The sequence below is a fragment of the Haloarcula sp. CGMCC 1.2071 genome (assembly GCF_037078445.1).
GTDB lineage: Archaea > Halobacteriota > Halobacteria > Halobacteriales > Haloarculaceae > Haloarcula > Haloarcula amylolytica.
In genome coordinates this window covers 165,135-188,712 of the sequence record NZ_JAYMGY010000002.1, presented here as the reverse complement: position 1 = coordinate 188,712, position 23,578 = coordinate 165,135, and the positions used below count along the sequence as shown (strand labels likewise).

The window sequence follows — 23,578 nt, the reverse complement described above, 5'->3', positions numbered from 1 at the left end:
GCCGGCGTTCGAAAAGGGTTACTGCCACGGAAACGGGTGCCGACCGATCGCTTCGGCGGCCTACTCTGTGGACGAAAACACGTCCCGCAGTCCGTCCAACTGCTCGACCAGTCGGTCGATTCCGTCGTTGATCGTTGCGACCCGCTCGTCGATGTTGTCCACCGGAATCGCTCCCTGCGGCGTCGGCTCGATGAGTTCGTCGTCTTCCAGCATCCGTAGCGAGTACCGCACCTTGTGTTTCGGGACCCCTGTCTCCTCGGCGAGCCGAACGATACCGATCGGCCCGTTCTCCATGACGGCTTCGAGGATCGACAGGTCCCGCCCCTCCTTCTCGACCTGATCTTCCAGTCGGTCCATTCCCATAGCAAATCGTATCTGTGCATTTAGGGCCGTGACACATAAACGCCTCAGTTGCGGCACTGCGACGCGGGTTGTCCCTCTGTACCGCTCTCTGCCTATGTGAACCGTCAGTCGCTACTCGTCCGAGACCGGCGTCCGGCGAAGCTCGTCGAGCTGGTCCCGGAGCTTGCTCAGCTCCGTCTCCAACTCTTCGCGGCGGTCGATGAGCGCACTTAGCTCCTCCGTGTTGACCGAGTAGTCGTTGTCCATCGCCACGTCCAGCGCGTCGGTCGTCGCGCTCGTGAGGTCGGACGCCACCCGCAACACCTCACTCGGCGTTCCACGGGACTCGTACAGCTCCTGCTCGCCCGACAGCGGGCTGTAGGTCACCATCGGCGACTCGACGCCGCGGTGGTAGCTCACCGCGTAGCTCGTGTCCGTCACCGGATTGAGGCGGTCGTCCGCCCGCTCCGTTCGGACGATGTTGAACGGCTCGGCCAGCGCGGGAAACGTGTCGGCGAGGTCCCGAAGCCGGTCCGCGGCGGTCACGTCCAGCTGTGCCTCCACGTCGCCGAAGAACTGCCGCGAGTTGGTGAGGCTAAAGGCCACGGTGTAAAACACCGACTCGTCGCTGTCGGCCAGATTGCGAACGCGGTCGCGGACCTCCTCGTGACGGCCCTCGATAGTGAGCTTCTCCAGTTCCTCAAGCAGCGCCCGGACGCCCTCCTCGCGTTCGAGGAACGCCTCGACGATTGCGCCGGGCATTTCCTCGCCATCCACGTCCTCCATGGCCCCTCTTTTGCGGGGCCTCGTAAACAGTTTGTCGCTGGCAGCCGCTAATCGGCACGCCTTACAACCAACACAAAACATATGCCGCACCGCGTGAAGTGATAGCACGTCCGGCCCGGTGGACGGACACTATGACAGGCCAAGGGGGCACTTCCCCGGACGTCTGCTATTGTGCCGCGCGTGTGGTATCAGTATATGCCGTTTTATCGACCAGTAGGCGGTGTTTACTGTCTGCTGAAGAGTCAGCAAAACGTGCCCGGAGGGGAGTGAGCGCCCGGAGCGGGATTTGAACCGGAGCAAGACTCGCGGTGCTCGTCTTGCGTGATTCAAATCCGCTCGTTACGGATTTCCGACTCACGGATTTGTTCGTCGGAAAAGTACGCCCGGAGCGGGATTTGAACCCGCGTCACGACCGTGACAGGGTCGTATGATGGGCCACTACACCATCCGGGCAGCCTACGAGCACATACTGCACGGTGCTCGTCAGTTAGGTCGCAATAGGAACGCCCGGAGCGGGATTTGAACCCGCGTCACGACCGTGACAGGGTCGTATGATGGGCCACTACACCATCCGGGCCTTCGTTGCATTTCTTCGTACCTTGGTGTCGGTATTAAGACTTTCCAAAGAAACCCGCCCCGTGATGAGTGCACATGACGGGACCCAAAGTTCTATGTCCGCTCTGCTTCATGTGGGTGGTAGGAGCAACCACGCCCGCAGTCCGTGAGGGTGGGCGGGTCCGGTAGCCACAGCAGAGCGACTTGGTAAGTGTTATATGCGCCCCGACAGTACGGCCCTGTAGTATCTCGTGACAGCCACCTTCTCCAGCAGCAGGCCAAACGCACACGCACACACATGGTAGATGTAAGTCAACACGACCTCGTCCCAGACCACAGTGTCGTCGACGAGGACGACCTCGAAGCAGTACTCACGGAGTATGAAATCAAGAAAACGGACCTTCCGAAGATCAAGCGCACCGACAAGGCGCTGCCCGATGACGCCGAAGTCGGTGACGTGGTCCGGATCGTCCGCAACTCCAGAACGACGGATGAAGCCGTCGTGTATCGACTGGTGGTAGAATAATGGACACACAAGATCGCCGCGCTATATCGCGTGAATATTTCGCCAAGGAACGGCTCGCCGAACACCACTTCCGCTCGTTCAACGCATTCCTCGACCGGGGAATGCAGCAGGTCGTCGACGAGAAAGAGACCATCGAGACCGACATCGGTGACAAGGAAGGGCAGGAACCGGTATGGGTCGAACTCGGCGACGTCCGCGTCGTCACTCCACGGGTCCGCGAGGCTGACGGCAGCGAGGAACTGCTGTACCCGCAGGAAGCCCGACTCCGAAACATCACCTACTCCGCGCCGGTGTTCATGGAGATGGCCATCGTTCGCGGTGGCGAGGAAGAACCGGAGGAAGTCGTCGACCGGACGGAGACCAAGATCGGGCGAATGCCCATCATGGTCGGGTCGAACAAGTGTAACATCGCGGGCTTCACCGACGAGGAACTCATCGACATCGGCGAGGACCCTGCAGACCCCGGTGGCTACTTCTGTGTCAACGGCTCCGAGCGGGTGCTGATGACCAGTGAGGACCTTGCCCCGAACAAGATTCTTGCCGAGTACGACACCAAGTACGGCGACGAGGTGCAGGTCGCCAAGACGTTCTCCCAGCGCCGTGGCTACCGCGCGCTGGTGCTGTGTGAACGGACCCGGGACGGGCTGCTGGAAGTCTCGTTCCCGTCCGTTTCGGGCAGTATCGACTTCGTCACGCTGGTCCGCGCGCTGGGGCTGGAATCGGACGAGGAGATCGTCCACCGCGTCAGCGAGGACCCGGAAATCGTGAAGTTCATGCTGGAGAACTTAGAGGAGGCCGAGGTCCAGACGACCGAGGAAGCCATCGAGACGCTGGGCAAGCGTGTCGCCTCCGGGCAGGGCAAGAACTACCAGCTCAAGCGGGCCAACTACGTCATCGACCGCTATCTCCTCCCGCATCTGCACGAGGAAGGCGTCGAGGAAGAGGAGGTCCGCATCAACAAGGCGTTCTACCTCTGCCGGATGGCCGAGGCGTGTTTCGAACTGGCACTGGGCCGTCGCGAATCCGACGACAAGGACCACTACGCCAACAAGCGGCTGAAGGTCAGCGGCGACCTGATGACCGACCTGTTCCGGACGGCGCTGAACAAGCTCGCCCGGGACGTGAAGTACCAGCTCGAACGGGCCAACATGCGGAACCGTCAGCTCTCCGTTTCGACGGTCGTTCGCTCGGACGTGCTGACCGAGCGACTCGAACACCCGATCGCGACGGGGAACTGGGTCGGCGGCCGCTCCGGCGTGAGCCAGCTGGTCGACCGGACCGACTTCATGGGGGTGCTGTCACACCTCCGGCGACTGCGTTCACCGCTCAGTCGCTCTCAGCCCCACTTCGAGGCACGGGACCTGCACGCGACCCAGTGGGGTCGCATCTGTCCCTCCGAGACGCCTGAAGGCCCCAACTGTGGGCTGGTGAAGAACTTCGCCCAGGCGATGGAGCTGTCACAGGACGTGTCGGACCCGCAGGGTCTCAAACAGGAACTCGCAGAGATGGGGGTCCAGGGCATCCCCGGTATCGAGTCGATAGAACAGCAGCCCGCGGACGATTAATATGAGTCAGGGACGCGAAGCCAAAGTATACGTAAACGGTAGTCTGGTCGGGACACATCCCGACCCGGAACAGCTCGCAGAACAGGTACGACAGGCGCGACGACGGGGGGACGTCTCCCAGATGGTCAACGTCTCGGTCAAGAACCGGACCGGTGAGGTTATCATCAACGCCGACGCCGGCCGTGCCCGACGCCCGCTGTTGGTCGTCGAGGACGGCGAACCGCTGATGACCGACGAGGAAGTCGAGCAGGTCAAAGACGGCGAGCTCGAATTCGAAGAGCTCGTCGAACGCGGTCTCATCGAGTTCATCGATGCCGAGGAAGAGGAAGACATCCTTGTCGGCGTCGATGAGGACGAACTCACGGAGAACCACACGCACCTGGAAGTCGACCCACAGCTGATGTTCGGTATCGGTGCGGGGATGATTCCGTACCCCGAACACAACGCCTCGCCCCGGATTACGATGGGGTCGGGGATGATCAAGCAGTCGCTGGGCCTGCCGTCGGCGAACTACCGTATTCGTCCGGACACGCGCCAGCACCTGCTGCACTACCCGCAGCTGTCGATGGTCAAGACCCAGACCACTGAACAGATCGGCTACGACGACCGCCCCGCGGCACAGAACTTCGTCGTCGCCGTGATGAGCTACGAGGGGTTCAACATCGAAGACGCACTCGTCATGAACCAGGGGTCGGTCGACCGCGCGCTCGCCCGCTCGCACTTCTTCCGTACGTACGAGGGCGAGGAACGGCGCTACCCCGGCGGTCAGGAGGACCGCTTCGAGATGCCCGACGACGAGGTCCGCGGCGCTCGCGGTGAAGAAGCGTACACGCACCTCGACGACGACGGCCTCGTCAACCCCGAGACGAAGGTCGGCGAGAACGCCGTCCTGCTTGGCAAGACCAGCCCGCCCCGGTTCCTCGAAGAACCGGACGACATGGGCGGCCTCTCGCCACAGAAGCGCCGGGAGACGAGCGTGACGATGCGCTCGGGCGAATCCGGCGTGGTGGACACGGTCACGCTGATGGAAGGCGAGGACGGCTCGAAGCTCTCGAAGGTCTCTGTACGTGACGAACGCATCCCCGAACTCGGGGACAAGTTCGCCTCACGGCACGGCCAGAAGGGCGTCGTCGGCCACATCGCCCCTCAGGAGGACATGCCGTTCACCGAGGAGGGCGTCGTCCCGGACCTCATCATCAACCCGCACGCGCTGCCGTCGCGGATGACCGTCGGCCACATTCTGGAGATGATTGGCGGCAAAGTTGGCGCACTCGAAGGCCGCCGCGTCGACGGCACCGCCTTCACCGGCGAGGACGAGGACGAACTCCGTGGCTCGCTCGAAGACCACGGCTTCGATTCGTCGGGGAAGGAGACGATGTACTCCGGCATCACCGGCGAGAAGATCGACGCCGAAATCTTCGTCGGCGACATTTTCTACCAGAAGCTGTATCACATGGTCTCGAACAAACTGCACGCCCGCTCGCGCGGGCCGGTGCAGGTGCTCACCCGCCAGCCCACCGAGGGGCGCGCCCGCGAAGGTGGCCTGCGCGTGGGTGAGATGGAGCGGGACGTGCTCATCGGGCACGGCGCGGCGATGGCGCTCAAGGAGCGTCTGCTCGATGAGTCCGACCGCGAGTGGATCAACGTCTGCGGGCAGTGTGGGATGACCGCTGTCGAGAACGTCGAACAACGGCGCATCTACTGTCCGAACTGCGAGGAGGAGACGGACATCCACGAGGTCGAGATGTCCTACGCGTTCAAGCTCCTGCTCGACGAGATGAAGGCGCTCGGTATCGCGCCGCGGATCGAACTGGAGGACGCAGTATGAGCTCACAACAGACACCCCAGGAAATCGGTCAGCTCAGCTTCGGGCTGATGGATCCCGAGGAGTACCGCGAGATGTCGGCCACGAAAGTGATCACGGCCGACACGTACGACGACGACGGTTTCCCCATCGACATGGGGCTGATGGACCCGCGACTCGGGGTTATCGACCCCGGACTGGAGTGCAAGACCTGCGGGAAACACAGCGGGTCGTGTAACGGTCACTTCGGCCACATCGAACTCGCTGCCCCCGTCATCCACGTCGGCTTCGCGAAGCTCATCCGCCGACTGCTGCGCGGGACCTGCCGGGACTGCTCCCGGCTCTGTCTCGACGAGCACGAGCGCGAGGAGTTCGCGGACCGCCTGACCCGGACCCAGGACCTCGGTCGCGACCTCAACGACGTGACCAAGGCCGCCATCCGGCAGGCCCGCAAGAAGGACCGCTGTCCGTTCTGTGGCGAGAAGCAGTACGACATCAAACACGAGAAGCCGACCACCTACTACGAGGTCCAGGACGTGCTGGCCTCGGACTACCCCGAGCGGATCGCCGCTGCGATGGAGGAGTCCGAGGACCCGATCTCGCCGATTGACCTCTCCGAGGAGACTGGCATCGACAGCAGCCGCGTCCAGGAGATTCTCAGCGGCGAGTTCCGCCCTCGCCAGGAGGACCGTCGCGCCCTGGAGAAGGCGCTCTCGGTCGACCTGACCGAGGAGGACATGAACAAGCTGATGCCCAGCGACATCCGGGACTGGTTCGAGGACATCCCGGACCAGGACATCGAAGTGCTTGGGATGAAGCCGGCCCGCTCCCGACCGGAGTGGATGATTCTGACGGTGCTGCCGGTGCCGCCGGTGACGGCCCGACCCTCGATTACGCTGGACAACGGCCAGCGCTCCGAGGACGACCTCACCCACAAGCTCGTTGACATCATCCGCATCAACCAGCGGTTCATGGAGAACCGCGAGGCGGGCGCGCCACAGCTGATTATCGAGGACCTCTGGGAACTGCTGCAGTACCACGTCACCACGTTCATGGACAACGAGATTTCGGGCACGCCGCCGGCACGACACCGCTCCGGCCGCCCGCTGAAGACCCTCTCCCAGCGCCTCAAGGGCAAGGAGGGCCGCTTCCGTGGCTCGCTGTCCGGGAAGCGCGTGAACTTCTCCGCTCGTACCGTCATCTCGCCGGACCCGACGCTCTCGCTGAACGAGGTCGGCGTGCCGGACCGGGTCGCCAAGGAGATGACCCAGACGATGAACGTCACCGAGCGCAATCTGGATGAGGCCCGGGGCTACGTCTCCAACGGCCCCGAGGGTCACCCTGGCGCGAACTACGTCAAGCGGCCCGACGGCCGCCGACTGAAGGTGACCGAGAAGAACTGCGAGGAACTCGCGGAGAAGGTCGAACCGGACTGGGAAGTGTCCCGCCACCTGGTCGACGGCGACATCATCATCTTCAACCGCCAGCCGTCGCTCCACCGGATGTCCATCATGGCCCACGAGGTGGTCGTGATGCCGTACAAGACGTTCCGGCTGAACACGACGGTGTGTCCGCCGTACAACGCTGACTTCGACGGGGACGAGATGAACATGCACGCCCTGCAAAACGAGGAGGCCCGGGCCGAGGCCCGCGTCCTCATGCGCGTGCAGGAACAGATGCTCTCCCCGCGCTTCGGCGAGAACATCATCGGCGCGATTCAGGACCACATCAGCGGGACCTACCTGCTGACCCACACCAATCCGAAGTTCAACGAGACGCAGGCGCTGGACCTGCTCCGGGCGACACGCATCGACGAACTGCCTCCGTCCGACGGCGTCGACGAGGACGGCGAGGAGTACTGGACCGGCCGCTCGCTGTTCTCGGAACTGCTGCCAGACGACCTCAATCTGGAGTTCACCTCCTCGGCCGGCGACACCGTCGTCGTCGAGGACGGCCAGATGACCGGCGGCACTATCGACGAGGACGCCGTCGGAGCCTTCGGCGGCGAAATCGTCGACAGCATCACCAAGGAGTACTCGCGGACCCGCGCCCGGATTCTGGTCAACGAGGTCTCCGCGCTGGCGATGCGGTCGATTATGCACTTCGGGTTCTCCATCAGCATCGACGACGAGTCCATCCCGCGAGAGGCCGAAGAGCAGATTAACGACGCTATCGACAGCGCGTACGACCGCGTCGAGGAACTCATCGAGACCTACGACCGGGGCGAACTCGAATCGCTGCCCGGTCGAACCGTCGACGAGACCCTGGAGATGAAGATCATGCAGACGCTGGGCAAGGCCCGTGACTCCGCCGGTGACATCGCCGAAGACCACTTCGGCGAGGACAACCCGGCCGTCATCATGGCCGAGTCCGGCGCGCGTGGGTCGATGCTGAATCTGACCCAGATGGCCGGCTGTGTCGGCCAGCAGGCAGTTCGTGGCGAGCGGATCAACCGCGGTTACGAGAACCGAACCCTCTCGCACTTCGAGGAGAACGACCTCTCGGCGGACGCCCACGGCTTCGTCGAGGCTTCCTACCGCTCCGGGCTCGGCCCGAAGGAGTTCTTCTTCCACGCGATGGGTGGCCGCGAGGGCCTGGTCGACACGGCCGTCCGGACCTCGAAGTCCGGCTACCTGCAGCGCCGACTCATCAACGCCCTCTCCGAACTGGAGACGCAGTACGACGGGACCGTCCGGGACACCTCGGACACCATCGTTCAGTTCGAGTTCGGCGAGGACGGCACGTCGCCGGTCGACGTCTCCTCTAATCAGGAGGGTGACGCCGTCGACGTCGAGCAGATCGCAGACAGCGTCCTCGACGAGGAGTTCGAGAGCGAGAAGCAGAAGGAGAGCTTCCTCGGCACGCGGACCGAGCGGACCAACCTCTCGGAGCACGCCGACGACTGGTGGATGGCCGAGGGTGACGACTAACAATGACAGCACACGACGTATCAGCAGACATCGAGGCCGTCGTCGAGGACACTGAGCTGCCGCGACGGCTGAAAAACGAGGTGTACAGCACTGTCGAGGAACGCGGCGTGGGCGTCGACGACGCCGACCGCATCGCCAAGGCCGTCGAGTCCCGCTACCTCGATACCCGCGTCGATCCGCTTGACCCGGTCGGGACCGTCTCGGCCCAGTCCATCGGCGAACCGGGAACGCAGATGACGATGAACACGTTCCACTACGCGGGGGTCGCCGAAATCGACGTGACCCAGGGCCTGCCACGGCTCATCGAGCTCGTGGACGCCCGGAAGACGCCGGACACGCCGATGATGACGGTCCACTTGGACGAGGAGTACGCCGAGGACCGCGAGCGCGCCCACGAGGTCGTCTGGAAGATCGAGGCGACGCGCATCCTCGCGCTGGGTGATATTTCGACGAACGTCGCGGATATGCTCGTCGAGATCGACCTCAACGAGGACACGCTGCTGGAGCGGTGGCCGACGGTCAACGACACGGACGCCGTCGCCGAGGAGATCGCCGAGACCATCGAATCGAACCTCGGCGTCTCGGCCCGGCAGGTCGGGACAGTCATCGAGTTCGGGCCGGAGGAACCCAGCTACCGCGACCTACTGCAGTTGGTCGAGGAGCTGCGGGAGATCGTCTTCAAGGGTATCGAGGAGATCACCCGCGTCGTCATCCGCAAGGAGGAGACCGACAACGGCGAGGAGTTCGTCCTCTACACCGAAGGATCGGACTTCGGCGAAGTGCTGGACATCGAAGGCGTCGACGCCTCCCGAACGACGTGTAACAACATCCACGAGATCAACCAGGAACTGGGCATCGAGGCGGCCCGCGAGACGCTCATCAACGAGACGATGAACACGCTCGAAGAGCAGGGCCTGGACGATGTGAACGTCCGGCACCTGATGTTGGTCGCCGACATCATGACCAACGAGGGGACCATCGAGTCCATCGGTCGCCACGGTATCTCGGGGTCGAAAGACTCCGTGCTCGCCCGTGCGGCCTTCGAGGTGACGGTCAATCACCTGCTCGATGCCGCCATCCACGGCGAGGTCGACGAACTCGACGGCGTCACGGAGAACGTCATCGTCGGGAAGCCGATCAAACTCGGCACCGGTGACGTCAACCTCCGGATGGGAACGACCCAGGACTGATGCGGGTCGAACTCTCGGACGAAGCACGTCGACTGGTCGCCCTCTTCGAGGACGAAGCAGCCGTCACCGTCCGGGATTGCATCGTCGACGAAGACCACGACCAGGTGGTGTATCTGGTCAAGCGCGGGGAGATGGCCGACGCTATCGGCCCGGGCGGTCAGACGGTCGAGCGTGTCGAGGAGCGTCTCGGCCGCGAGGTCAAACTCGTCGAAGCCGCCGAGACGGCCGAGGACTTCGTGGCCAACGCGCTCGCGCCGGCCGCGGTGTACAACGTCACCGTCTCGGAGAACGACGACACCGTCGCCTACGTCGAAGTGGCACAGGAAGACCGCGGGGCCGCTATCGGTCGCGAAGGCCGAAACATCGACGCCGCCCGGCAACTGGCCAAGCGACACTTCGAAATCGACGGCATCGAACTGACCTGAGCGGGGTGATTTGAGCGGGTCCACGGACCCGCCTGCTCGGGCAGTCGATGTGGGGACGGACAGAAACCGCTTTTTTGATTGGTCGTGAACCGACTGCTATGCCTGCACTCCGGCGTCCAGACGGCGGCGACCTGCTGGCTCCGCTGACTATCGTCGGAATTTACCTGTATCACGCACACGTTCTGGGGAACCCCCCGTCCGGACTCGAAGGCGCGTTTATGCTCGCGCTGTTCGTGTTGGTGGGGGCCACGAGTCTCGTCGAGGGACTGCTCGCGTCACCGGCGTACCCGCTCGTCGGCGGCGGACTAACCGCGTTCTTTTATTTCGCCCGGTTCAGCCAGCGACAGGATATCGGCTCCGCTCTCGGCGTTTGTGCCGGGGTTCTTCTCGGTAGCTATGGTCTCTACCAATGGGTCACATCGAGCGCCGAACCGAAACTGTAAGTGGCAGATGAAACAGGAGGCGACACTCAGTCGTCGCCAGTGGCCGGGTCGTCCGTGCCGTGTTCGTACACGTCGGTATCGCTGTGCGTGGTGCCGCTGTCAACATCGAACGTCTGCAAGAGTTCGCTGAGGTCGCCGGCCTGGTCCGAAAGGGATTCGATGCCGCCGGTGACTTCGTTGATCGTCGCGGTCTGTTCCTCCGCGGCGGCGGCGACGTTCTCGGCGCGGGACGCGGTTTCCTCGCTGATTGTCCCGACCTCGTCGGTCATCGCCACTGCTTCCTCCGTCGTCGCGGCCTGCTCGTCGGTGGCGTCGCTGATGGACTGGATGCCGTCGTTGACCTCCTCGACGCGGTCGACGATCTGTTCGAGGGACTTGATCGCGTCGTCGACAGTGTCGATACCGTCCGTGACGGAGTCGCCCATCTGCCTGATGTCGGTCACGGCGTCACCGGTGGTGTCCTGCACGTCCTCGATAACCGTCGAGACTTCTTCGGTGGCCTCGGTCGTTTCCTGGGCGAGGCCTTTGATCTCGTCGGCGACGACGGCGAACCCTTCGCCAGCTTCGCCGGCTCGGGCGGCCTCGATAGAGGCGTTCAGGGCGAGCATATTGGTCTGCTCGGCGATGTCGTCGATGAGATCGACGATGTCGCCTATCTGCTCCATCTCCTCGTCGAGGGACTCGACGCGGTCGATAGTCTCGTCGGCTCGCGTCTCGATGTCGTTCATCACCTCGATGGCCTCCGACGCACGCTCGCTACCGGTCTCACCGATTTCGGCGGCCTCGTTCGATGTGGTCGCGACTTCGTCGGCCTGTGCTGCGACCTCTTCGACCGTCGCGGAGAGGCCTGACATCTCGTCGACCGTCTCTTCGATGTTCTCGTACTGCGTCTCCGCGCCGTCGGCGATCTCCTGCACGGATTCGCTGACCTCCTCGCTGGCGTCACGGACCTCCGTGGCGCTCGCGGTGATCTGGTCGGCGGAGCCGTCGACGTCGTCAGCGAACTCCCGGATACGCATGACTGTCTGGCCGAGCTGGGCGAGCATATCGTTGAACGCGGCGGCGATGTCGGCCATCGCGTCGTTGTCCGTGTCGGTGTCGAGTCGCTGCGTGAGGTCGCCGTCGGCCGCTTTCCGCATCACGGCCGAGAACTCCTCGGCCTGCCGTTCGAGCGTTCCGGCCAACTCCTCAGCCTCCTCTTTGGACTCTTCGGCCTCTTGCTGGGCCTGTTCGAGGTCGCTGATGAACGATTCGAGGTTGCCGTGCATGCTCGATAGCGACGCCCCGAGTTGGCCGGGGATGTCCTCGTCGAGCACCGGGTCGTCGAACGCCTGTCTGGAGAGCGCGTCGGCCTGTGCGGCGACGGTGTCGAGATAGGTCTTCATCTCGTAGAAGGCGTTCTGGACGTCGCCGATCTCGTCGAGGCGGTCAGACTGTTCGATGTCGGTGTCGAAGTTCCCCACCGCAAGGGCTTCCGCCTGAGTCGAGAGCCGTCTGAGCGACTGCATGATGCCGCGACCGACGAGGACGCCGATGAGGGCGAACCCGGCCAGTGAAACGCCGATGATGGCGACGAAGCTCCCCTGAATACTGTCACGTAGCGCGAAGGCGGCCGATTTCGGGGCCTGCTTGACGACGATCCACGGCGTGTCATCGACGGACTCCGCGGCGAGCAGGTACGGCCCGCTCCGGGCCACGTCGCTTTCTCCCGCTGTGAGTGCGGTCAGGTTGGCGGAGACGTTGTACTGCGTCCCGATAGTCGAGGCGTCCTCGGCGAACTGGACCGTGCCGTCCTGTCGGATAATCCGCGTTTCACCGCCGTCGATGGAGTTGCGGAACTGGGCCGTCCGCGCGGTCACGTTGTGGACCACGACGACCAGTTTGTCGCTCCGGGCGACCGGGCTCGCGAAGGCGATGTACTTCCCCCCGCCATAAGTGTACACTGTCGACATATCGACCGAGTTCGACCCGGTGACCGAGAGGCCGCCACCTTCCCACTCGAAGTCGTCAGTTCGGAGCGACGTGTCGCGTCGGTCGCTCAGCGACGACTCCTCGATTTCCAGGGTCTCCTCGTTGACGTAGTGGATGGCATACACTGAATCCGGCTGGTAGAACGCTTGCCGCTGTAACGCGCCACGGATCATCGTTGGACTCCCCTCCTGAACGTCGGACAGCGTTGAGAGAGTTCGTGCGGCGTTTCGCTGGCTACGGACCCAGTCCGCTGTTGTCGTGGCCGTCTGGATGGTACCCGTCTGCAGTTCGTTCTCGCGCTGTTCAGTCAGTTCGTTTGCGACCGTCCGCTCCGCAGTGACGCTGACACCCGCAACGAGCAGGGCAATACAGAGAATGATGAGCGTCAACTTCCGGAGGTACGTTCGCCGGACGATGTCTGGGAGACGTTGTTCGAGTTTCATAGATACTACCCGCAGGTCTGTCTGAATAACTCAAGCGCCGGTACTAGAAACCATCTGCCCAGTTATCACACCTGATTCCGTGTGGCCGGGCTATCTCCCGGCCTGGCGGACTGGGACCGGTGTCTGTGACTCCTGATACGTACACTGTCGGGTGTGACGAATTCCGCAGACCGATGCTAGTGGAGTCTCCCGAAATAGTCTCAGAAAACTCTGTGAAGCCTGAAATAATCGAAAATGGGTTCCCGAAGGACCGCCGGGAACTGCTTTGCGCGTCATACGCCGACTGAAACACCTTGTTACCCGTTTCTTTCCCGCTGTTGTGACCTCTCTTCGCGTTATCTAACGCAGGTCTGCACCTGATTTCCCCCGTCTATGGCACAGAACGCCACACACGGAAGCGCTACCGGCTGAGTCCGAAAGAGGAGTCTTAAGTACCTCCGAAAGGTACCAGTGCCTACTATGGCGAACGGCAAGTACGCCGCGCGCAAGCTCAAGAAGGACCGCCAGAAGCACCGGTGGTCCGACACTGACTACGCGCGTCGCGAACGCGGCCTGGGCAAGAAGTCCGACCCGCTCGAGGGTGCGCCCCAGGGACGAGGTATCGTACTGGAGAAAGTCGGAATCGAGGCCAAGCAGCCTAACTCCGCGATCCGGAAATGTGTCCGCGTCCAGCTCATCAAGAACGGTAAGCAGGTCACCGCGTTCTGTCCCGGTGACGGCGCTATCTCTTTCATCGACGAGCACGACGAGGTCACGATTGCGGGTATCGGCGGGGCGAAGGGCCGCGCGATGGGCGACCTCTCCGGTGTCAACTACAAGGTCGAGAAAGTCAACGGTGTCTCTCTCATTGAACTCGTTCGCGGTAACGCGGAGAAACCGGTCCGATAACCATGAGTGCAGAAGACACATCCGACGCTGACGCGGCCGAGGAAAGCGAGCCGGAGACGGCCCGCGCGAAACTGTTCGGTACGTGGTCGATCACGGACATCGAGTACACCGACCCCTCCACCGAGCGCTACATCACCGTCACCCCCATCGCCCACACGATGGGCCGGCACTCGGACAAGCAGTTCAAGAAAAGCGAAATCAGCATCGTCGAGCGGCTCATCAACCGCCTGATGCAGACCGACGAGAACACAGGTAAGAAGCAGCTTGCCACCTCCATCGTCACGGAGGCGTTCGACATCGTTCACGAGCGCACCGACGAGAACCCGATTCAGGTGCTCGTCCGTGCTGTCGAGAACAGCGCCCCCCGAGAGGAGACCGTCCGCCTGAAATACGGTGGTATCTCGGTCCCGAAGGCCGTCGACGTCGCGCCACAGCGCCGCGTCGACCAGGCCCTGAAGTTCATCGCAGAGGGCGTGTACGGTGGCTCGTTCAAGACCACCACGAGCGCCGCCGAGGCGCTCGCACAGCAGCTCATCGGCGCTGCTAACGACGACGTCCAGGCCTACGCGGTCAACCAGAAAGAAGAGAAAGAACGCGTCGCGGCCGCCGCTCGCTAACCCGGCTGTCTCCGACATCTTTATTCTTCTTTGCTCTGCAGTGAAATCTATGCGAAAACCGTGCCAGGACGGCGGGTCTCGTCGCCAGTATCTCGCCGCGCTCGCCGCCGCCGGGGCGACCGCGCTGGCCGGCTGTCGCGGTGAGTCCGGGACACAGGACGGTAGCTCGGACCCGACGCCGACAACCACAACGGCGGCAGACCCGGCTCGGGCGCTGGACCATTACGACGTATCCATTAGCCACGAGCGCAGCCAGTCACCCGACACCGACTGGGCGGCTCCGACCGCGTCGCCGACAGACGCGCCGCTCGCCACCGAACCGCTCATCGAGGACCTCGAAATCCCGTGGGACCTCTCGTTTGCCGCGGACGGAACGCTGTTTCTCACCGAGCGGGTCGGCCGCGTCCTCTCGTTTGTGGACGGCAGCGTCCGAACAGTCACCGAACCCGCAGCGGTCATCGACGCGGAATCGAGCGACGATGGCTGGTGGGTCACCGGTGGTGAGGGCGGCACGCTCGGCGTCGCCGCGCACCCGACTTACCCCGAGCCGCCGGTGGTGTACGTCTACTACACGACGACAACCGACGACGACGAGCGGTTCAACCGGGTCGTCGCCATGGACGTCTCGGCCGAGGACCCGGCCGCCACGGAGTCCGTCCTCGTCGACGACATTCCCGGAAGCAAGATACACAACGGCGGTCGGCTCACGTTCGGCCCCGAGAACTACCTCTGGATCACGACCGGCGACGCCGGGTCCGGCGAACTGGCCGCGGACACCGACTCGCTCGGTGGGAAAGTCCTCCGCGTGACGCCCGCGGGCGACCCCGCACCCGGAAACCCGGACCTCGGTGGTGACCCGCGGGTGTTCACCTACGGCCACCGGAACCCACAGGGGCTCGCGTGGCTTCCGGACGGCACTGTCGTAGCTTCCGAGCACGGCCCGACCGGCCGGGACGAACTCAACCGCCTCGTGGCTGGGGGGTACTACGGCTGGCCCGACACCCGCAAGCACGAGGAGTACGCCGACGCCGGCCCCGAAGTCCGCCGCCCGCTCGCAAACACGGGCAACACCGGCGGCTGGGCTCCCTCCGGGTCGCTGTGCTACACCGGCGACGCCGTGCCGTCGCTGCGGAACCGACTGCTCACTGGCGGCCTGAAGGGCCAGAAACTCCTCGCAACGACGCTGACGCCGGCCGGTGGGGACCTGCCACCGGGTGACGACGCCGAGGTGTACGACGCCGACTGGACCGACGACGTCTACACCGCGACGACCCACTCCCTGCTGGCCGACGAAGTCGGCCGGATTCGCCACGTCGAGCAGGGGCCCGACGGCGGCCTCTACCTCGTCACGTCGAACCGCGACGGGCGGGCCGGAGACGGGTTCCCGCGGGAGCGCGACGACGTGCTCGCCCGCATCACGCCGGCCGAGTGACGGGTCGGCCGGCGACACCCGCTCTGTGAACCACTGGCTATATTTCGGTTGACGAGAGAGGGAGACCCATGGCAACAGAGCAATCCGTCGACCTCGTCGACGACGAGACTGTGGGCTTGTTCACGAAGGCGGTGCTGCTCGCGGCGCTGACCGCGGCGCTCGCACAGATATCTATCCCGCTCCCGGGGCCGCTGGTGCCGTTCTCGCTCCAGCCCTTTGGGATGTTTTTCGCCGGTCTGGTGCTGGGGCCGCTGTGGGGCGGCGTTGCCTTGCTACTGTACATCCTTGTCGGGATTGCTGGCGCTCCGGTGTTCTCGAACGCGAACGCGGGGCTTGGCTACGTCATCGCCGGACAGGGGACCGGCGGTTTCCTCGTCGGGTTTCTGGTCGGCGCGGTCGTCGCCGGCGCTATCGCACACCGGAGCATAGCGCCGAAACCGGTCGCTGCTCTCTCTGTCCCAGTGCAGGTCGTCGCGCTCACCGCGGCGGTCGTCGTCGTGTACGCTATCGGCATCCCGTGGATGTCGTTCGTTACTGGCCTTCCGCTCACTCGCGCTGCGACCGTGATGGCCCCGTACATACCGCCGGACCTCCTGAAGCTCGGTATCGCGATTGCCATCGTACAGGGTGGGTATCTCGCCGGTCGATGATCGCGGTCAGCGACCTGCGCTATCGGTACGGCGACGTCGACGTCCTCGACGGGCTCACGCTGTCGATACCCGACGGTCAGTACTGCCTGCTCGTCGGACCGAACGGGAGCGGCAAGACGACGCTCGTCCGACATTTCAACGCCCTGCTGACCCCGGACGCCGGCACGGTCACCGTCGATGGGACGGACGTGACGGACGACCCCGTCGTCGCCCGGACACGCATCGGGATGGTGTTCCAGCACCCTCGCGACCAGTTCGTCGCGGCGACCGTGGCGGCTGACGTGGCCTTCGGTCCGGAGAACCTCGGCCTCGACAGGGGCGAGATCGACCGCCGGGTCGAAACGGCGCTCGACGCCGTCGACCTCGGTAGTGCCGCCGATAGCCGTATCGACGCTCTCTCGGGCGGTGAGCAGGCCCGCGTCGCCATCGCCGGGGCGCTCGCCATGGAGCCGGACTACCTCGTGCTCGACGAACCGCTCGTCGGCCTCGACTGGCCGGCCAGGGAGTCGGTGCTCGACCACCTCGACGCGCTGGCCGCCGATGGAACGGGCATCATCGTCGTCACGCACGACCTCCGGGACCTCCACGAGCGGGCCGACCGCCTCGTCGCGCTGCACGAGGGGCAGGTCGTGCTCGATGCGTCGCCAGCCGAAGCACTCGATACCCTCCCGGACCTCGGTATCCGCGACCCACGATGTTGAGCTACCGGCCCGGTTCGACGCTCGCGCATCGGCTGGACCCGCGGTCGAAGCTGCTGGTTCAGTTCGGGCTCGCCATCGCCGCGGTCGCTCACCCCACGCTCCCGTGGCTCGTCGAGACGACCGCGTTCGCGCTGGGTACGCTCGCTGCGGCACGGCTCTCGCCGCTGGCCGTCCTGCGCTCCTACCGGGTCGTCCTCGCCGTGCTGGCACTGGCACCGGTCGTCGCCGGTGTGGCGCTCGGCCCACCGTGGTTTCGGGTCGACCCGGCGCTGCGCTCGGCCCTGCACGTCGGGCGTATCCTCCCGGTGTTGCTCGTCAGCGCCGCCTACCTCACGTCGACGCCGGTCCGAGACACGCGGGCGGCGGTCCAGCGCCTGATACCCGGCAAGCCCGGCCAGATTCTCGGCATCGGGATGGCGCTCGTCGTCCGACTGTTCCCGCTGGTACTCGCGGACGTTCGGGAGGTGCGCAATGCGATCCACGCTCGCGGCGGTGAGGCCCGCCCGCTACGGGACCGTGTTCGACTGCTCGCCGTTCGGTCGCTGGAACGGACCCTCGACCGCTCGGACCGGCTCTCGATCGCCCTGCGGGCCCGCTGTTTCGCGTGGAACCCGACACTTCCGCCGCTTTCGTTCGACCGTCGTGACTACCCGGTGCTCGCCGTCGGCATCGCGCTGTCGGTGTCGCCGCTCGTGCCGGTTTAGCCGGTCGCCTGCGTGCGCCCAAGTACAACGGTGGTTGGTGGTTTCGCTATTCTGTCACTCCACGATATCGACACCGGTAATCTCGAACCGTGCGCCGCCCTCGCTCCCCTCGTCGATAGTTACTGTCCAGTCGTGGGCGTCGGCGATCTCCGCGACGATCCAGAGCCCGAACCCAGTTCCGGCATCCGACGTGGAGTACCCGGTGTCGAACACGCGCGACCGCTCTGATTCGTCGATGCCGTCGCCGTCGTCTTCGACGTAGAAGCCGCCGTCAAGTTCTCCAACGGTGACCGTGACGTCGTCGTCGCCGTGTTCCACGCTGTCGCCGGCCCCCGGCTGACTGCTTGTGGAGCCATGCTCCACACTGTTGCTGAACAGGTTCTCGAGCAGTTGTTCCAATCGGCTCCTGTCAGCACGAACGACGGCGTCCGTCTCGACAGTGAGTTCGGCGTCGTTGGTTTCGACGTTGTGCCAGCACTGTTCGGCCGTGTCCGTGAGCGCCACTACGCCGGCGTCAACCGCTGACTGCTCGTCGCGAGCGGCCGCGAGCAGGTCGTCGATGAGCGTCCGCATCCGCGCGAGCGCGTCGCTGGCGCTGTCGAGGTGTTCGCTGTCGTACTCCTGTTGGGCCAGTTCGATGCGTCCCTCGGCGACGGATAGTGGGTTCCTGAGGTCGTGGCTGACGATGCTCGTGAACTCTTCGAGACGTTCGTTCGTGTCCTCCAGTTCCTGCTCGCGGCGCTTGCGCTCGGTGATGTCACGGTCGATACCGATTGCCCGGACTGGCGTCCCGTCGCTGTCGGATTCGACGCGGCCCTTTGCCTCCATCCAGCGGACCTCGCCGTCACGGACGATTCGGAACTCGGCTTCGTACGTGCCGGTCTCGGTCGCCGATTCGATTCGGGCCGCAACTTCCGACTGGTCCTCGGGATGGACCAGCGGTAAAAACTCGTCCAGCGACTCGATGTCAGTGCCGTACAGCGTCTCGGACCCGGGGTAGTACGACAGGTCGCCGGACTCGAACTCGCGGTCCCAGACGACCGTATTAGTGGTCTCTAGCGCGATTTCCATCCGCTCGCGAGTCCCTTCCAGTTCGTGCTCTCGGAGCTTTCGGTCCGTGATATCCTGGACAGAGCCCCGGAGTTTGACAACGTCGCCGTTCTCGGTGACCGGTTCACACAGTGCGCGGACCCATCGGTCGTGGTCGTCGTCGCCGATACGCACCTCCATGTCGTATCCCTCTGCTGTTTCTATCGCCCGCTCGAACTCGGTCATGACCGTCTCCCTGTCGTCGGGGTGGTACAGGTCGACGATAGAGTCGACGCTCAGTTCGTCGTCCGGAGTCAGGCCGTGCAACCGGTAGAACTCGCTTGTCACCGTCATATCCGGCGGCTCGCTCGTCACGTCTATCTCCCAGCCGCCGACGCTCGCGATCCGCTGGGCCTGGTCGAGGAGTTCCTTCGTTCGCGTAAGCTCCTGCTCGCGTGCCTTCCGTTCGGTGATGTCCCGGCCGATGCCGGCCAGCATCGGGTTCCCGTCGGGGTCTTCGACGCGGGTCGCCGTGAACTCGTGGGGGATCTGGTCCCCCGATTTCGTGATAAACGGCACTTCCACGCGGGTCGTGTCGCCCTCGAACACCGATTCGATAGCGGCCCCAACGAGGTCCCGATACTCCGCCGGGAAGAACTCGGCTCCGTGGGTCCCGGCGACTTCGGCGGCCGAGTAGCCGGTCACGTTCAGCAGACTCTCGTTCCAGCGCCGGAAGCGGCCGTCGCTGTCGAGGACGTAGAACACGTCGTCGATGGCGTCCAGCATGTCGTCGGTGTACTGCTTGTACCGCTCGAGGCGTTGCTCGCGCTGCTGGCGTTCGAGTTCGTAGCTCACCCACTGCGCCGCGAGATGGACGAACGTCTTCTCGTCCTCGGTGAAGGGGGTCTTGCGGGCCTCCCGGTCGACGAAACAGAGGCTCCCTGAATGCGCGTCACGGACACGGACCTCGGCGCTGATGTACGTCTCGTATTCCCAGCGGTCGTATGCTGGGTCCGAGGCCCACCCCTCTTCGGACGCTTCGGCGATTGCCATGACGCTCCCTGTGTCGATCATCTTCCGGCAGTACGCCTCCGACAGCGGCGTGACGGTTCCCGGCTTGAGCCGTTCGTCGCTCCCGCTCGCATAGCGGACGGTGAACTCGTCGCGGTCGGCGTCGTTCGCGGACAGGAACGCGCTGGCGGTCCCAAGGCGCTCCCGACCAAGGTCCAAAACCGCCTGTATCTTCTCTTCAAACGAGGCGTCGGGGTCGGCGCTGATCTCGTAGAGCCTCCGGAGCGTCTGGTTGTGCTCTGTGAGCTGGTTCTTGGTGGCTTCGAGTTCGCGCTCGCGGTTCCGCCGCTCGGTGATGTCACGGGCGAACCCGGCCACGCGAACGACCTCGCCGTCGTCGTTCATTATCGGCTCGCCCTGTATCCAGACCCAGCGCCGATACTCCTCTGTTGCGTTGACACGGCATTCGATGTCGGCCGACTCGCCGTGCATGAGACGCCGCATCGCGTCTTTCATCAGTTCGCGGTCCTCGGGATGGATACCGTTCAGGAAATCGTAGGGGTTGTCACGGAGCTTGGCCACTGACCGCCCCCAGATATCCTCGTAGGCGGAGTTGATCACGAGGACTTCGCTCAGGTCGGCCGTGAACTCCCAGAGGATATCGTTGGTTGCCTCGGTGAGCTCCCGGACGCGGCGCTCTGACTCGGCGGCCTGTCGCTTCGCGCGGTACTCGGAGACCGCGTTTTCGATGCGGTTGGCCAGTAGCTCGTACACCTCGACTCCGAACGACTTCTGTAGATAGTCGGTGACGCCCATCGAGATGGCTTCGCTGGCCACCTCTTCGCTGCCCTTACCGGTGAACAGAATGAACGGCAGATCCGGGTCTGTCTCCCGAATCGCATCGAGCAGATCGATGCCGTTCATCTTCGGCATATCGTAGTCGGAGACGACGGCGTCGAACCCGTTTTCGGCGAGCTGGTCGAGCCCGTCTCGTGCGCTGGTCGCGGTTTCGACGGAGATCCGGTCGTCCGCAGCCTCCAGGGAATCCGCTGCGACAGCCACGAAATCAGGGTCGTCGTCGATGTGTAACACCTGAATCCGTTCGCCGACGACATCGGTTTCCCCGTCGAGATGCCGGCCGCGAAGCGCCTCGGTCATAGTCAACTAGTTCACAAGTCCACGCAAAAACAGTTCTGCCAGTTAATTTGTGTTCGCGCGCAAGCGAAGCCGGCAGTCGGTGGCGACGAGGCTATCGCCTGCGTGTGACAACACCCGGCCGTCAGTGAGCCGATCTTCCCGGGACATTCGGTTTCAGTCTGCCGCTCGGCCGCCGCCGCCGGCGTACGCGCGAGTCACGTCGACGAGCGCCTTCCGGAACTCGGACTCGTTCGGCTCGGGCGACAGCGAGGCGAAGTGGCGCTTGAACTCCGTGAGGTCGACTGATTCGGCGTCCTGGGCCGCGGCGTGGGCGAGGTCGTACAGCCGGTGGTCCGGTTCGACCAGGTCGTGGCGCTCACACAGCGCAAGGGCGAACGCCGCATTGACGGCCGTGATATCCGGGTCTGCAGCCGGCGTCAGCCGTGCGGCCGGTTCGCTGGGGTGGCGCACTCGGGTCGGTGACGTCGAGCGGTCCCAGGTCGGCGGATCGCCGGGGCGGTCCGCGACGGCGGCCGCGAGGCTGGCTTCCAGAAACGGGACCAGTTTGTCGCCGGGCACCACTGGCATCCAGATATCGTCGGCGTAGACGTCTTTCATGTGGTTGGCGATCTGGTAACAGTGCGTGAGCTTTCGCTGTTCGACCGAACGCCCCGCCAGCGCGAGGTAGATGGCTTCTCGCGTCGATTGTGTGTGCGACGGATGCCCGCATTCGTGGTGGTGCATGTGTGCGTACTCGTGTAACGCCAGCTCGCGGGCCATCGCGCTCGTCGCGGCCTGGCGGGAGATTGTCAGCCGGTGGGCGTCGTCGCTGTGGCTGACGCGGGTACGTTCATCAGGATCCTCCCGGACCCGGACTGTCACTGGTCGTTTCAGGTCGTGTTCCGTCGAGAAGAGGTCCCGCGCCCCGAGAAACGGTTCGGCCGGCCCACCCTGCACGTGCACGTCCATGTGTCACTTTCTCATGGGCCACAGAGCTATTAATCCACGGGTGGGGGCAGCGTTCGCACGCAGCGCTCAGGACTCAAGCGCCGCGAAACCGCGCTCCAGATCCGCCCGGAGGTCCTCGACATCCTCGATACCGACTGAAAGGCGGATGAGCGTATCAGAGATGCCGAGTTCGTCCCGCGCCGCCGGTGAGAGCGGTTCGTGCGTCATCGCCGCCGGAAGCTCCGCTAGACTTTCGACGCCGCCAAGGCTGACTGCCAGCGTCACCGTCTCTAGAGCTTCGAGAAATTGTTTTGCGTCGGCCATGTCTCCGGCCAGTTCGAACGAGAGCACGCCGCCAAAGCCCTGCATCTGCTCGCGAGCCAGGTCGTGCTGTGGGTGGCTCTCTAACCCTGGGTAGTGGACCGCTTCGACGCGCTCGTGGTCGTCGAGGTACTGCGCAAGCGCCATCGCGTTGTCCTCGTGGCGAGTCATCCGGACGCCCAGCGTTTTGATACCTCGTGAGATGAGATAGCTGTCGAACGGGGCGAGCATATTCCCGAGGGCGATTTGCTGGCGGAACTCTACCCGCTCGGCGACCTCGGGGTCGTCGGTAATCAATGCGCCGCCAACAGCATCGCTGTGGCCGTTGAGGTACTTCGTTGTGCTGTGGACCACCAGGTCCGCACCGAGCGACAGCGGCTGTTGGAAGTACGGACTCGCGAAGGTGTTGTCGACCCCGACCGTCGCGTCGTAGTCGGCGGCGACGGCCGCAATCGCATCGATATCACAGAGTTTTATCAACGGATTTGTCGGGGTCTCGACCCAGACTAACTCCGTTGCCGGCGTCATCGCGGCCGCGACAGCGTCGGCGTCAGTCGCGTCGACGAACTCCACGTCGACGCCAAGCTGGTCCCGGAACAGCGTTTCGAACATCCGTCGCGTGCCCGCGTACAGGTCGTCGAACGCAACGACGTGGTCGCCCGGTTCGACCAGTGAGAGCACCGCTGTTGCAACGGCCGCTGTCCCCGAACTGAAGGCATAGGCCCGCTCTCCGTCCTCTAGCGCGGCTAATTCCTGTTCGAGGCCGTGTCGTGTCGGGTTCGACAGCCGCGAGTAGAGGAACTCGCCTTCACCGGGGTCGACGTCCTCAAGAGACAGGTCCGTATCGAGCCCGGCCAGTTCGTAGGTCGACGAGAGGTGTATCGGGAGCGTGACATCCCCTGCTGCTGACGCCGTCTCGGTATCGACTGCAATCGTGTCGAGATGTGGACGTCGAGTCATACGCTTCCGTCTGCTGGCTGGCGCTAATACCTTTGCAATCATTACTCATCCGACTGCAAATAATTATAATCGCTGGGTATACTTCTCTGACTGCGAGCGATTGCTAATGCGAGACTATCCCACGCGAACGGCCGAATTTCAAGCGGTCACGGCCGTAGTGAAACACTATCCTTTTGACCCTGCTGTTGATAGAAAGCTGT

General features: G+C 64.1%; 19 protein-coding genes and 2 tRNA genes. 13 read left to right on the top strand and 8 right to left on the bottom strand.

What is annotated here, in order from left to right:
• Nucleotides 1–60: 60 nt before the first annotated feature.
• The 4 genes from VI234_RS04930 to VI234_RS04915 all read right to left on the bottom strand — a co-directional run bounded on the left by VI234_RS04930 (nt 61) and on the right by VI234_RS04915 (nt 1,705).
• Complete coding sequence (locus VI234_RS04930; protein ID WP_336329400.1) at nt 61–357, bottom strand: winged helix-turn-helix transcriptional regulator; 297 nt, start codon at nt 355–357, stop codon at nt 61–63.
• Nucleotides 358–474: 117 nt separating this feature from the next.
• On the bottom strand, nt 475–1,128 hold the full coding sequence (locus tag VI234_RS04925) for a hypothetical protein (protein WP_005537126.1): 654 nt from the start codon (nt 1,126–1,128) through the stop codon (nt 475–477).
• 380 nt (nt 1,129–1,508) lie between these two features.
• Nucleotides 1,509–1,581, bottom strand: a tRNA-Asp gene (locus tag VI234_RS04920).
• Between the two features lie 51 nt (nt 1,582–1,632).
• Nucleotides 1,633–1,705: transfer RNA gene (locus VI234_RS04915), tRNA-Asp, on the bottom strand.
• 276 nt (nt 1,706–1,981) lie between these two features.
• Between VI234_RS04915 and VI234_RS04910 the strand changes: the two genes are divergently transcribed.
• The 7 genes from VI234_RS04910 to VI234_RS04880 all read left to right on the top strand — a co-directional run bounded on the left by VI234_RS04910 (nt 1,982) and on the right by VI234_RS04880 (nt 10,566).
• A complete protein-coding gene (locus VI234_RS04910; protein ID WP_336329399.1) occupies nt 1,982–2,209 on the top strand; it encodes a DNA-directed RNA polymerase subunit H in 228 nt (75 codons plus the stop codon).
• The gene (locus VI234_RS04905; RefSeq protein ID WP_004959113.1) at nt 2,209–3,774 is read left to right on the top strand and encodes a DNA-directed RNA polymerase subunit B''; all 1,566 of its coding nucleotides are present in this window, start codon (nt 2,209–2,211) and stop codon (nt 3,772–3,774) included. The genes VI234_RS04910 and VI234_RS04905 overlap by 1 nt, the downstream gene beginning before the upstream one ends.
• A gap of 1 nt (nt 3,775) precedes the next feature.
• On the top strand, nt 3,776–5,602 hold the full coding sequence (rpoB, locus tag VI234_RS04900) for a DNA-directed RNA polymerase subunit B (RefSeq protein WP_336329398.1): 1,827 nt from the start codon (nt 3,776–3,778) through the stop codon (nt 5,600–5,602).
• Entirely contained in the window at nt 5,599–8,508 is a 2,910-nt protein-coding gene (locus tag VI234_RS04895) for a DNA-directed RNA polymerase subunit A' (RefSeq protein WP_336329397.1), read from the top strand. Before rpoB ends, VI234_RS04895 begins: the two co-directional genes overlap by 4 nt.
• Before the next feature lie 2 nt (nt 8,509–8,510).
• Nucleotides 8,511–9,698, top strand: a complete 1,188-nt coding sequence (rpoA2, locus tag VI234_RS04890; RefSeq protein ID WP_336329396.1) for a DNA-directed RNA polymerase subunit A'' — start codon at nt 8,511–8,513, stop codon at nt 9,696–9,698.
• On the top strand, nt 9,698–10,123 hold the full coding sequence (locus VI234_RS04885) for a NusA-like transcription termination signal-binding factor (RefSeq protein ID WP_005537133.1): 426 nt from the start codon (nt 9,698–9,700) through the stop codon (nt 10,121–10,123). Before rpoA2 ends, VI234_RS04885 begins: the two co-directional genes overlap by 1 nt.
• A gap of 98 nt (nt 10,124–10,221) precedes the next feature.
• The gene (locus VI234_RS04880; RefSeq protein ID WP_336329395.1) at nt 10,222–10,566 is read left to right on the top strand and encodes a hypothetical protein; all 345 of its coding nucleotides are present in this window, start codon (nt 10,222–10,224) and stop codon (nt 10,564–10,566) included.
• 26 nt (nt 10,567–10,592) lie between these two features.
• Here VI234_RS04880 and VI234_RS04875 read toward each other — a convergent pair whose 3' ends face one another.
• Nucleotides 10,593–12,980: a methyl-accepting chemotaxis protein gene (locus VI234_RS04875; protein WP_336329394.1), complete on the bottom strand. Its 2,388-nt coding sequence runs from the start codon at nt 12,978–12,980 to the stop codon at nt 10,593–10,595.
• A gap of 459 nt (nt 12,981–13,439) precedes the next feature.
• Here VI234_RS04875 and VI234_RS04870 point away from each other — a divergent pair, with 459 nt between their 5' ends.
• The 6 genes from VI234_RS04870 (at nt 13,440) to VI234_RS04845 (ending at nt 17,972) form a co-directional block, all read left to right on the top strand.
• Entirely contained in the window at nt 13,440–13,868 is a 429-nt protein-coding gene (locus VI234_RS04870; protein ID WP_004515440.1) for a 30S ribosomal protein S12, read from the top strand.
• Between the two features lie 2 nt (nt 13,869–13,870).
• Nucleotides 13,871–14,485: a 30S ribosomal protein S7 gene (locus VI234_RS04865; RefSeq protein WP_336329393.1), complete on the top strand. Its 615-nt coding sequence runs from the start codon at nt 13,871–13,873 to the stop codon at nt 14,483–14,485.
• 49 nt (nt 14,486–14,534) lie between these two features.
• Nucleotides 14,535–15,917, top strand: coding sequence for a PQQ-dependent sugar dehydrogenase (locus VI234_RS04860; protein WP_336329392.1), 1,383 nt, complete (start codon nt 14,535–14,537; stop codon nt 15,915–15,917).
• A 68-nt stretch (nt 15,918–15,985) separates the two neighbouring features.
• Nucleotides 15,986–16,567 (top strand): biotin transporter BioY, encoded by a 582-nt coding sequence (locus VI234_RS04855; RefSeq protein WP_336329391.1) that lies wholly within the window; start codon nt 15,986–15,988, stop codon nt 16,565–16,567.
• The gene (locus VI234_RS04850) at nt 16,564–17,268 is read left to right on the top strand and encodes an energy-coupling factor ABC transporter ATP-binding protein (protein WP_336329390.1); all 705 of its coding nucleotides are present in this window, start codon (nt 16,564–16,566) and stop codon (nt 17,266–17,268) included. The genes VI234_RS04855 and VI234_RS04850 overlap by 4 nt, the downstream gene beginning before the upstream one ends.
• On the top strand, nt 17,262–17,972 hold the full coding sequence (locus VI234_RS04845; RefSeq protein ID WP_336329389.1) for an energy-coupling factor transporter transmembrane component T family protein: 711 nt from the start codon (nt 17,262–17,264) through the stop codon (nt 17,970–17,972). The genes VI234_RS04850 and VI234_RS04845 overlap by 7 nt, the downstream gene beginning before the upstream one ends.
• A gap of 54 nt (nt 17,973–18,026) precedes the next feature.
• On the opposite strand, the gene VI234_RS04840 is transcribed toward VI234_RS04845, so the two are convergent.
• From VI234_RS04840 to VI234_RS04830, 3 genes are all read right to left on the bottom strand, one after another.
• Complete coding sequence (locus tag VI234_RS04840) at nt 18,027–21,170, bottom strand: PAS domain S-box protein (RefSeq protein WP_336329388.1); 3,144 nt, start codon at nt 21,168–21,170, stop codon at nt 18,027–18,029.
• Nucleotides 21,171–21,323: 153 nt separating this feature from the next.
• A complete protein-coding gene (locus tag VI234_RS04835; RefSeq protein ID WP_008307533.1) occupies nt 21,324–22,118 on the bottom strand; it encodes a DUF5781 family protein in 795 nt (264 codons plus the stop codon).
• A 66-nt stretch (nt 22,119–22,184) separates the two neighbouring features.
• Nucleotides 22,185–23,378: a trans-sulfuration enzyme family protein gene (locus VI234_RS04830; protein ID WP_336329387.1), complete on the bottom strand. Its 1,194-nt coding sequence runs from the start codon at nt 23,376–23,378 to the stop codon at nt 22,185–22,187.
• Nucleotides 23,379–23,578 lie beyond the last annotated feature (200 nt).